At 69.0% G+C, this 10,863-nt stretch carries 11 protein-coding genes; 5 read left to right on the top strand and 6 right to left on the bottom strand.

The annotated features are described in order from the left end of the window. Positions 1–5: 5 nt before the first annotated feature. Genes AAG827_RS01865 through AAG827_RS01845 form a run of 5 tightly spaced genes read right to left on the bottom strand, consistent with a single transcriptional unit; the run spans position 6 to position 5,034 of the window. A complete protein-coding gene (locus AAG827_RS01865) occupies positions 6–986 on the bottom strand; it encodes an MlaD family protein (protein WP_341924075.1) in 981 nt (326 codons plus the stop codon). Between the two features lie 7 nt (positions 987–993). After that, on the bottom strand, positions 994–2,076 hold the full coding sequence (locus AAG827_RS01860) for an MCE family protein (RefSeq protein ID WP_341924074.1): 1,083 nt from the start codon (positions 2,074–2,076) through the stop codon (positions 994–996). Then, positions 2,076–3,413 carry an MCE family protein gene (locus tag AAG827_RS01855; RefSeq protein ID WP_341924073.1) on the bottom strand — a complete coding sequence of 446 codons (1,338 nt, stop codon included), beginning with the start codon at positions 3,411–3,413 and terminating at the stop codon, positions 2,076–2,078. Before AAG827_RS01855 ends, AAG827_RS01860 begins: the two co-directional genes overlap by 1 nt. A 6-nt stretch (positions 3,414–3,419) precedes the next feature. Beyond that, positions 3,420–4,259, bottom strand: a complete 840-nt coding sequence (locus AAG827_RS01850; protein WP_341924072.1) for an ABC transporter permease — start codon at positions 4,257–4,259, stop codon at positions 3,420–3,422. Position 4,260: 1 nt separating this feature from the next. Next, entirely contained in the window at positions 4,261–5,034 is a 774-nt protein-coding gene (locus tag AAG827_RS01845; protein WP_341924071.1) for an ABC transporter permease, read from the bottom strand. 179 nt (positions 5,035–5,213) lie between these two features. On the opposite strand from AAG827_RS01845, the gene AAG827_RS01840 reads away from it, so the two are divergent. Next, on the top strand, positions 5,214–5,876 hold the full coding sequence (locus AAG827_RS01840; RefSeq protein ID WP_341924070.1) for a potassium channel family protein: 663 nt from the start codon (positions 5,214–5,216) through the stop codon (positions 5,874–5,876). A 60-nt stretch (positions 5,877–5,936) separates the two neighbouring features. On the opposite strand, the gene AAG827_RS01835 is transcribed toward AAG827_RS01840, so the two are convergent. Then, a complete protein-coding gene (locus tag AAG827_RS01835; protein ID WP_341924069.1) occupies positions 5,937–6,683 on the bottom strand; it encodes a response regulator transcription factor in 747 nt (248 codons plus the stop codon). A 179-nt stretch (positions 6,684–6,862) separates the two neighbouring features. On the opposite strand from AAG827_RS01835, the gene AAG827_RS01830 reads away from it, so the two are divergent. Genes AAG827_RS01830 through AAG827_RS01815 form a run of 4 tightly spaced genes read left to right on the top strand, consistent with a single transcriptional unit; the run spans position 6,863 to position 10,863 of the window. Further along, positions 6,863–8,077 carry a SpoIIE family protein phosphatase gene (locus tag AAG827_RS01830; protein ID WP_341924068.1) on the top strand — a complete coding sequence of 405 codons (1,215 nt, stop codon included), beginning with the start codon at positions 6,863–6,865 and terminating at the stop codon, positions 8,075–8,077. Continuing rightward, complete coding sequence (locus tag AAG827_RS01825; RefSeq protein WP_341924067.1) at positions 8,074–10,068, top strand: glycosyltransferase; 1,995 nt, start codon at positions 8,074–8,076, stop codon at positions 10,066–10,068. Before AAG827_RS01830 ends, AAG827_RS01825 begins: the two co-directional genes overlap by 4 nt. Further along, a complete protein-coding gene (locus AAG827_RS01820; protein ID WP_341924066.1) occupies positions 10,065–10,400 on the top strand; it encodes an STAS domain-containing protein in 336 nt (111 codons plus the stop codon). The genes AAG827_RS01825 and AAG827_RS01820 overlap by 4 nt, the downstream gene beginning before the upstream one ends. Next, complete coding sequence (locus tag AAG827_RS01815; RefSeq protein WP_341924065.1) at positions 10,393–10,863, top strand: ATP-binding protein; 471 nt, start codon at positions 10,393–10,395, stop codon at positions 10,861–10,863. The genes AAG827_RS01820 and AAG827_RS01815 overlap by 8 nt, the downstream gene beginning before the upstream one ends.

Below are 10,863 nucleotides of genomic sequence, written 5' to 3'. Positions count from 1 at the left end.
GCGCCTCACTGGGCCGGCCCGGGCAGGAACTCGCCCGTGGGGATGGCGGCCAGGTTGACGGCGTAGGCGTCGAACCACGGACCGGTGCCGATGATGTTGCCGAGGATCGAGACGTAGGGACCGAGCGCCGAGAGCGTCGCCTTCAGCTCCTTCTCCTTGCCGTTGAGCAGCGCCAGCAGCTCGTCGACCTCGCGCAGGGCGGGCCCGATCTGGCGCTGGTTGTCGGTCGCGACCCCGCGCAGCTCGACGGCGAGGCTGCGCGCGTTGACGAGGAGCCGGTGGATGGCGTCCTTGCGCCGCTGCACCTCCGCGAACACCAGGTCGCTGCTCCTCAGCAGCTGCACGATGTCCTGGCTGCGGTCGGCGAGCAGCGTGCTGACGTCCTTGGAGCTGGCCAGCAGCGCCTGGATCTCCTCGTCGCGCGACGCCACGGTCTGCGAGAGCCGGGAGATCCCGGTCAGGCTGTCCTCGATCTCGGGGGCCGCGGAGTCGACGGTGTCGGCGACGACGTCGAGGGCCCGGACCAGCTGGTCCTTGTCGATCTCCTCGGTGGTGGTGGTGAGGTCACCGAAGACGCCGACGATGTCGTAGGCCGACTGGGTGCGCTCCTTCGGGATGCGGGTGTCCTCGTCGAGCTGGCCCTCGCCGGCCGGCGTGAGCTCGAGGTACTTCTCGCCCAGCAGGCTGAGCACCTCGACCGAGGCACCGCTCTCGGTGCCGAACTCCACGCCGTTGTCGACCTCGAACTGCACCAGGACGGTGTTGCCCTCGAGGGTGACGTCCTGGACGCGGCCGACCCGGATCCCGCCGACCTGGACCATGTTGCCGCGGTGCAGACCGCTGGCGTCGGTGAACTCCGCGACGTAGGAGGTGCCGCCGAAGCCGGGGAACTTGGAGAGGTTGAAGGCCGCGGCCATGATCACGAGCATCACGACCAGGCTCATCGCTCCGAGGCGGAGGATCTGGGCGTCCGAGTAGCGCTTCACGTCGTCATCACCTGTTGCACCGGGGCGCGCTCGAGTGGAACTCGATGTCGTCGAGGCCCGACAGGAGCTGGTTGAGCAGACCCTTCGGGATGCCCGGGACCTGGAGGTCGGGCAGGGTGATCGTGCCCGAGAAGCCGCAGATGTAGTAGTTGTACCAAGACCCGTACGTGCCGGTCCTGGTCTGGTCGGTCATCGACTCGGGGAGCCGGTCGAGCAGCTCCACGACCTGCTCCTTGTTGGCCTTCTTGTTGAGCAGGACCGCCAGCTTGCGCAGCTCGGCGATGTCGGCCTTGAGCACCGGACGGCTCTCGCGGAGCAGGTCGGCGAGGACCACGGTGAGGTCGCTGATGCTGCCCAACGACGACCCGATGACGTCACGGTCGCGGGCCAGGTCGCCCATCCAGTCCTTGAGCTCCACCACCAGCGTGCTGAGCTGCTCACGGCGACCGTCGACGGTCTGCAGGGTCGTGCTCAGGTTGTCGATCACCTCGCCGACCAGCTGGTCGCGGTCCGCGAGCGCGTTGGTCAGCGACGCGGTGTTCGCCAGGAGGCCGCGGATCGTGCCGCCCTCGCCCTGGAGCACCTGGATGAGGTTCATCGTGAGCTCGTTGACCTGCTCGGGCTGGAGCGCCTGGAAGAGCGGCTTGAAGCCGTTGAACAGCGTGGTGAGGTCGAGGGCGGGGCTGGTCTGCTCGACCGGCAGGACATCGTCCTCCTGGAGCGGCTGCGCATCGGCTGAGACGCCCTCCTCGAGGGCGAGGTAGCGGTCGCCGACCAGGTTGAGGAATCGGATCTCCGCTCGGGCCGCGGTCGTCATGGGCACGTCGGCCTTCACCCGGAAGGTCACGAGCGCCTGCGTGCGGTCGTGGTGCTCGACCTTACGCACCTCCCCCACGCTGACGCCGGCGATGCGGACGTCGTCGCCCTTCTCGAGCATCGAGGCCGAGGTGAAGACGGCGCGGTACTCACGACCCGCGCCGAAGCCGAGGTTGCCCATGATCGCGGCCAGCAGTCCCGTGACGAGCACCGAGACGATGGTGAAGATCAGGAGCTTGATCCCCGAGGACACGAAGACGCTGTTGCGCGACATCAGGCACCACCTCCCCGGACGACGGGGGCGTAGAGCAGCGAGCCGAGCGAGCCGTAGCTGTCGGCGGCGCGTCCCGAACGACCCGCGAGGAGGGCGTTGACGACCGCCTGCTCGGCCTCGCTGCCGGCATATCCGCTGGACATGCCCGAGCCGAACCCCGCAGCCGCCGCCTGCTTGGACAGGCCCGGGATCGGCAGGACCGGGACGGGGCTCGACGGCGGGTTCTCGTCGATGTCGGAGCCGTCGGCGAACGAGTTGGGGCCGATCGGGACCGGCGGGAACGGCAGCCCAGAGCACCATGGGCCGTGACCGACCTCGCCGTACTCCGGCAGGTCGCCCTGGTCGTAGGCCTTGTACTGGGCCGTGCCGAACTCGATGAACTGCTTGACCTGGTTGCCCTCGAAGGTCTTGGCGAGCAGCGGCCGGTAGCGCGCGGCGCCCTTGATCAGGCAGGGGAACTCGGGTGAGTAGATCTCGAGCAGCTTGAGCACCGGGGCAGTGACCTCACCGATGCGGATCAGGTCGGACTCGTTGTCGGAGAGGACCCGGGTGGTGGTGTCGGAGAGGCCGGCGACGTCGGAGAAGAAGACGTCGAGCTCCTGGCGCTTGGCGACCACCGTCTTGCTGGTGACGGTGAGGTTGCGCAGCACCCCGATCAGGTCCGGCGCGGCGAGGTCGTAGGTGTCGGCGACCGCCGCCAGCTCGACGAGGTCCTGCCGCAACGTGGGCAGGCTGTCGTCGATCGCGCCGAGGTAGGAGTCGAGGTCCTCGATGGTGTCGCCCAGCTGGTCACCGCGGCCCTCGAGGGCGGTGGCGAGGGCGTTGAGGGTGGCGTTGAGGTCGGCGGGCCGCACCGCGCGCAGCAGCGGGAAGAGGTCGGCCAGGATCTGGCTCAGCTCGACGTTGGTCTCGACCTGGCCGGCCGGGATCACGGAGCCGTCACGCAGGGGGCTCCCGCCCGGCTGCGCCGAGGGGATGAAGGAGAGGAACTTCTGCCCGAACAGCGTCGTGGGCAGGATCTGGACCCGGGCGTCCTCGGTGATCTCCCGCGCCGCCGCCGGCTCGAGCGCCACCTCGATCGAGGCCATCGCGCCGTCCTGCTCGACGCTGCGGACCTGCCCGATCAAGGCACCGTTGAGCCGCACGTCGCCGAACTTGGCGAGCTGGAGCCCGGCCCGGTCGGCCTTGACGGTCACCATCGTCACGGTGTCGAACTTCTTCTGGTAGATCGCCACCGACAGGTAGACCAGCGCGGCCATGGCGGTCAGGAAGACCACGCCGGCGACGAGCAGGCGGCGGTGCTCGGCCGGGGAGTCGTGGTGGATGTTGACGAGCATCGGCGACTACCCCGTGATCCGCACGGTCGTGGTCGAGCCCCAGATCGCGAAGCTCAGGAAGAAGTCGGCCACCACGGTGAAGACGATGCTCGTCCGGATCGCCCGGCCCACGGCCATGCCGACCCCGGCGGGGCCGCCCGACGCGGTGTAGCCGTAGTAGCAGTGGATCAGGATGATCGCGGCCGACAGGAAGAGCAGCTTGAAGAAGGACCAGAGGATGTCGATGGGTGGCAGGAACTGCAGGAAGTAGTGGTCGTAGGTGCCGGCCGACTGCCCGTAGATGAGCGTGGTGATCAGCCGCGGCGAGAGGTAGGACGCGCTCAGTGCGACGACGTAGAGCGGGATGACGGCGATGAACGCCGCGATCATGCGGGTCGTGACCAGGAACGGCAGCGACGGGATGCCCATGACCTCGAGGGCGTCGATCTCCTCCGAGATCCGCATGGCGCCCAGCCGCGCGGTGTAGCCGCAGCCGACCGTGGCCGCCAGCGCGATCGAGGAGATCAGCGGCGCCACCTCACGGGTGTTGAAGTAGGCGGAGATGAAGGCGCTGAACTTCGCGACCCCGAGCTGGCTCAGCGAGGCGTAGCCCTGGATGCCGACCTCGGTGCCGGCGAAGAACGCGAGGAACGCGATGACGCCCACCGTGCCGCCGATCAGGGTCAGCCCGCCGGCTCCGAAGGTGACCTCGGCCAGCGTGTTGGTGATCTCGCGGGGATAGCGACGGATCGCCCGCGGCGTCCAGGCCAGCGCCTTGACGTAGAACATGAGCTGGTCGCCGTAGGCCTCGAGCGACTTGCGTCGCCCGTCGACGACGGCGCCTGCGATGGAGCTGATGGTGGCCATGTCAGATCCCCGGGGGCGGGATGACTTGGAAGTAGATCGCGGTGATCACGGCGTTGATGAAGAACAGCAGCATGAACGCGACGATCACCGACTCGTTGACCGCGCGACCCACGCCGCTGGGGCCGCCGCCGGCGTTGAGACCCTTGTAGGCACCGACGATCGCGGCCATCCCGCCGAAGACGACGGCCTTGATGATGGCGATGTAGAGGTCGGTGATGCTGGCCAGCGCCGTGAACGACGACAGGAACGCGCCGGCCGAGCCACCCTGGACGATGACGGTGAAGAAGTAGCCACCGCCGATGCCGGCGGCGATGACGATGCCGATGATCATCAGCGCGACGAACATGGTGGCGACGACGCGCGGTGCCACCAGCCGCTCGAGCGGGTCGACGCCGAGGACCTCCATGGCGTCGATCTCCTCGCGGATCTTGCGGGCGCCGAGGTCGGAGCAGATCGCGGAGCCGGCCGCGCCCGCGATGATCAGCGCCGCCGCGATCGGTGCCGCCTCACGCACCACCGCGAGGACGGCCGTCGCACCGGCGAACGACTGCGCACCCAGCTGCCCGGTGAGGTTGCCCACCTGGAGCGAGATGACCGCACCGAAGGGGATGGAGACCAGGATCGTGGGCATCAGGGTGACGCTGGTGATGAACCATGCCTGCTCCACGAACTCGCGGAACTGGAACGGCTTGGTGAAGATCCGCTTGACGACCTCGACGGTCATCGCGGCCAGCTCACCTGGCCCACGGAGGACCGACACGGCACTGAGCGCCATCGATCCACCTCCCCATGTCTACGACGGGCGTCACACTAGAACGTGTTCTTGTTATCACACAACGAGACGCGTCCTTACCCCGTGCCCTCCCCGGCCTGACCCGCCACGAGTGACGGTGGCCACAGGCTAGCCCCGGTGTCGCCCTAGGATGGGCGAAAAGCGCAACCCGAAGGATCCACGTGAGCCGACTGGCCACCATCCGCGAGCACCCCTCGGGCGTGCTGCTCTTCGCCCAGCTGTTCGCTGTGCTGTCCTATCCCTTCCTCGACGACTCCGCCTTCGGCCGCGGCGTGGTCGGGGTCGTGCAGATGGGGGTCGTGGGGCTCGCCCTGTGGGCCGTGCGGCGCACGCCGGCACTCAGCTGGATGGCCGTGCTCCTCGGCGGCCCGGCGCTGGTCTTCACGGTCCTCGAGGCTGCGCAACCGTCGACCGGCTGGATCGTGCTGGTCTCGGCCCTCTTCCATGCGCCGTTCTACTTCTACATCTCCTACGGGATGATCCGTTACCTCTTCCACGACGACAAGGTGACCCGCGACGAGCTCTTCGCGACCGGCGCCGCCTTCACCGTGGTCGCGTGGGGCTTCGCCTACGTCTACGCCGCGGCTCAGGTCGTCTGGCCGGGCTCCTTCGCCGGCAGCCAGGGCAGCGGCGAGCAGGCGTGGTTCGAGCTGCTCTACCTGTCCTTCACCACGCTCACCAGCGTCGGGCTGTCCGACATCGTCCCCGTGCTGGACCACGCGCGGTCGTTGGTGATGCTGGAGCAGATCGCGGGCGTGTTCTACGTGGCGCTCGTCGTGGCCCGACTGGTCGGGCTCAACGCCAACCGGCACGCCCGCCGCTGACCACGACGGGCTGACTCGGGGACGGCCGACTCGGGGACGGCCGACTCGGGAACGGCCGGCTCAGGCGACGTCGAAGACGTAGCCCGACCCGTCGATGGTGCGGATCCAGCTGTGGTCGCTGCCGGCTCGGCGCAGCTTGCGCCGCACGTTGCCGATGTGGACGTCGATGAGGAAGTCGGACTCGATGAACTCGCCCCGCCACACCTCGCGCACCAGGTCGCCGCGCTCCCAGGCCGCTCCCGGCTTCGATGCGAGCGCGTGCAGCAGGTCGAACTCGGCGGGGGTCAGCATGACCCGCTGACCGTCGAGCACGGCCACGTGGTGCTCGGCGTCGAGCACCAGCCCTCCCCCGACGTCGACGGGCCCGCGTGGCGCCGGTGACGACGGCGAAGCCGGGTCGTCCTCCGGGACGGGCGGCGTGACGACGACCGCGCCGAGGCGGGGCCGTCGCAGCAGCGCCGACACCCTCGCCCGCACCTCCCGCGGTGAGAAGGGCTTGGCCATGTAGTCGTCGGCGCCGACCTCGAGGCCCACCAGACGGTCGATCTCGGCGTCACGACCGGTGATCATGACGACGTAGGCGTCGCTGAACTCGCGCAGCGCCTTGCACACGTCGGTGCCGTCCATGTCGGGCAGCGACAGGTCGAGGGTCACGAGGTCCGGCTGCACCTCACGGATCGTTGCGAGCGCGGAGGCACCGTCGGAGGCCGTGGACACCTCGAGCCCGGCCTCGCGGAGGACGTGGACGAGCAGGTCGCGGATGTCGTCGTCGTCGTCGACGACCACCGCGCGGTGTGCTGTCGTCATGCTCGTCACCTCCTGGGGATCGTGCCGTCGCCCAATCTAGCCAACGGTGTCGGCCGACGTTGCGGCGCCACCGGCGTGGCTGCCTTGCACCGACTTGGGCCCGGGTGTGAGGCTTGTCCCCGAGCGGCCGTGGGGGACGTTCACCTTCAAGCCTCGCGACACCAGCCGAAGGACCACGTATGACTCCCTCATCAGGCCCGCCGCGCGACCCGGTCGTCGAGGAGCGACGCCAGCGCGCGGTCGAGAGCCTCCAGCTGTCCGAGGGCCAGAAGGACGAGCGGTTCGAGCGGATCACCCGCCTCGCGCGCACCGTCTTCCACGTGCCGATGACGACGATCACGGTCCTGGACGCCGACCGGGCGTGGTTCCCCAGCTCCCAGGGGGTGGACGTGAGCGAGCTCCCGCGCGAGGAGACGTTCTGCGACCGCACCACCGACGAGGGGCGGCTCCTGATCGTCGGGGACGCCAGGCAGGACGACCGTTTCCGCCACCTGCCGCTGGTCGAGCACGGCAACGTCCGGTTCTACGCCGGCCACCCGTTGCGCGACGCGATCGGCAACGTCGTCGGCACGTTCTGCATCTACGACACGACGCCCCGCACGCTCGAGGGTGACCTGCTCGTCGCGTTCCGCGACATGGCGGCATGGGCCGAGCAGGAGCTCGTGTCCTCGGCGGAGATGTCGCAGGCGGGACACGTCCAGGCCTCGATGCTCCCCGCCCGGGCGGTGCGCACCGGTGGCTGGGAGGTCAACGGGATCTGCCTGCCGGCGCTCGCGGTCGGCGGGGACTTCTACGACTACGGCGTCACCAACGGGGTCGTGCACCTCGGGCTGGGCGACGTGATGGGCAAGGGTACGGGGGCAGCACTCGTGGGCGCCGGTGTCCGCGCCGCCATCCGGGGCACCAACGCCGCCGTCACGGCGGGGGTCGACCTCGGCATCGCCGCCACCCAGGTGGCCCGCAGCCTGCTGCCCGACCTGGAGCGCACGGAATCGTTCGTGACGCTCTTCGAGGCCGCCATCGACCTGGAGGACGGCTTCACCCGCTACATCGACGCCGGCGCCGGGCTCTGCCTGCTCGTGCACGGCGACGGCAGCGAGCAGCGTCTGGACAGCGAGGACCGGCCCTTCGGGATCCTGCCGGACGACCACTGGACCGAGCACCAGGTCACGCTCGGTCACGGCAGCCGCCTGCTGATCTTCAGCGACGGGCTCCTCGACCTGATCGACGACCCGATCGAGTGGTGGCACGAGGTCGGGGCCCTCGTGCGCAAGGCCGACGACGCCGGCACGCTCCTCGAGCTCGTCGCCCGGCTGGCGCGCCACCGCACGGCGCTCGACGACGTCACAGCCGTCGCGGTGTTCCGCGCCCCCCTGGAGGGTGACCCTGCGTGAGCCGACGGCTGCTACTGATCCGCATCATCGTCGTCCTCACGTCGATCCTGGGGCTCAACTACGTCGCGTGGCGCTGGCTCGTCTCGGTCAACTGGGACGCGTGGTGGATCGCGGTGCCCCTCGTGGTCGCCGAGACCTACAGCCTGATCGACTCACTGCTCTTCGGTCTGGGCATGTGGCGCCTGAAGGAGCGGGAGACTCCCCCGCCGCCCGAGCCCGGTCTCACGGTCGACGTCTTCATCGCGACCTACAACGAGCCGATCGAGCTCGTGATGACCACGGCGCGCGCAGCCAAGGCGATCAGCTACCCCCACGAGACCTGGATCCTCGACGACGGCAACCGCCCCGAGATGCGGGCCGCGGCAGAGGCCGAGGGGATCGGGTGGATCACCCGCTCGGCCGAGTGGGCCGGCATGCCGCGGCACGCGAAGGCCGGCAACCTCAACAACGCACTGCTCACCACGGAAGGTGAGTTCCTGCTGATCCTCGACGCCGACATGATCCCGAAACCCGAGATCCTCGACCACACCCTGGGCTTCTTCACCGACGAGCGGATGGCGCTCGTGCAGACGCCGCAGTACTTCACGAACGTGCCGGACGACGATCCGCTGGGAAGCCAGGCGCCGCTGTTCTACGGGCCCATCCAGCAGGGCAAGGACGGGTGGAACTCCGCCTTCTTCTGCGGGTCCAACGCGGTCATCCGACGTGAGGCCCTGATGCAGCTGGGCGTCTCCCGCTACGTCGGCGAGGTGGAGGTGGGCGTGCACCGGGCGCTGAAGACCGCCCGCGCCGTGCTGCGCTCGGCCAAACGCACCCTGGACCCCGGGGAGACCCAGGCGCGGGAGGCGCTCGACGCCATCCTCCAGGAGATCGGGCGGGCCCGTCGCGATCTCGCGCGCGGTGGGGCGCTGTTCGACGTCACCTACAGGTTCCAGAAGCGCGTCGGTGCCATCCGGAGGGACCTGGTGGCGGCCGACCTCGAGGCGCTGCAGTCGGACCTGGCGGTGATCGCGGAGCTCGATGGCATCGGAGCCGACCCCGACCTCGCGTTGGCCACGATGGACGACGACGTGCTGCAGCAGATGGCCCACCGTGACTGGTCGCCCCTCGGTGCGGTCGAGACCGTGCAGGCCCTGGTCGACGCGATCGACGTCGACCGGGGTGGCGAGGCCCAGGCCGTGATGCCGATGGCCACCATCTCGGTGACCGAGGACATGGCCACCTGCATGCGGTTGCACACGCTGGGCTGGAAGTCGGCCTACCACGACGAGATCCTGGCCACGGGGCTGGCGCCCGAGGACCTGCAGACGATGCTCACCCAGCGTCTGCGCTGGGCCCAGGGCACGGTCCAGGTGCTGTTCAAGGAGAACCCGCTGACCCAGAAGGGCCTCAGCCTGGCCCAGCGCCTCATGTACTTCTCGACCATGTGGAGCTACCTGTCGGGTTTCGCGGCGATCGTCTACATCGGGGCTCCGGTGGTCTACCTGACCCTGGGGGTCCTTCCGGTCAATGCGTTGAGCTTCGAGTTCTTCGTGCGCCTCATTCCGTTCCTGCTCATCAACCAGCTGTTGTTCTTCGTGGTCGCCGACGGACGCAGGACCTGGCGGGGCCAGCAGTACTCCCTCGCCCTGTTCCCGGTCTGGATCAAGTCCTTCACGACCGCCTTCGGCAACGTCTTCCTCGGCCGCAGCCTCGACTTCGCCGTCACGCCCAAGACCAAGCGGGAGTCGACAGGCCCTGCGTGGCACCTGATCCGACCCCAGCTGTGGGCCATGGGGCTGCTCGTGCTCGCGGTCTTCGCGGGCATCGCACGGATGGCGTCGGGCCAGGCCAACGTCCCCGGCAGCCTGTTCAACATGGTGTGGGTGGCCTTCGACCTCCTGATCTTCTCCGTCATCATCAAGGCCGTGCTCTACCGCGGCTACGAACCGTCGGACGAGTCCGACCCTCTGCCCGTCACCGCCAGCACTTCCCACCAAGGAGCATCATGATCGAGTTCGCGGTCCACACCCGAGACGACGGCATCGGGGTCGTCACCCCGGAAGGTCGGCTCAACATGGTCTCGGCCCGGCGGCTCAAGGAGATCCTCTCCGAGCTCGTGAGCGGCGGCACGACCCGGATCGTGGTCGACCTGGGCGAGACCACCTTCCTCGACTCCTCGGGACTGGGTGCCCTCATCGGGGGGCTCAAGTCGGCCCGGCAGGCCGGAGGCGACCTGCGCATCGCCCGGGTGTCTCCGGCGGTCATGACGGTCTTCGAGCTCACCAACCTCGACCGGGTGCTCCGGGCGCGCGAGTCCGTCGACAGTGCCTTCGATGACTGATCCCGGTCCCGCACGGGCCGTCACCACCCTCGAGAGCCGCATCGAGCTCTCCGCGCCCGCGACGCCCGAGATCATGGACCTGGTGCACGCCATGCTCGAGCACCTGTGGGGGACATGTCCCGACGTCTCGGACCGCGACCGCATGCGCTTCGAGATGTCGGTGATCGAGATCCTCGGCAACGTCGTGGAGCACGCCTACGCGGCCGACAACACCGACATCCCCGGCCAGGAGGGACGTCGCTTCGAGATCGTCGTGGGGATCACCGAGGCGAACCTGATGGCACACCTGGGTGACAACGGCCTGCCCACCGAGCTCGATCTCAGCGGTGTCGCCATGCCCGACGTCCTGGCCGAGTCAGGGCGCGGCCTGGCGCTCGCCAGCGCCGCCCTGGACGATCTGTCCTACGAACGCGTCGGCGGCCGCAACCTCTGGGACCTCCTCTGCCTACGGAGCTCAGACTGA

The organism is Nocardioides psychrotolerans, from assembly GCF_943371775.1.
In the GTDB taxonomy this organism is placed as follows: domain Bacteria; phylum Actinomycetota; class Actinomycetes; order Propionibacteriales; family Nocardioidaceae; genus Nocardioides; species Nocardioides psychrotolerans_A.
The sequence above is the reverse complement of the archived record's forward strand: the minus strand, read 5'-3'. Positions and strand labels throughout refer to the sequence as shown.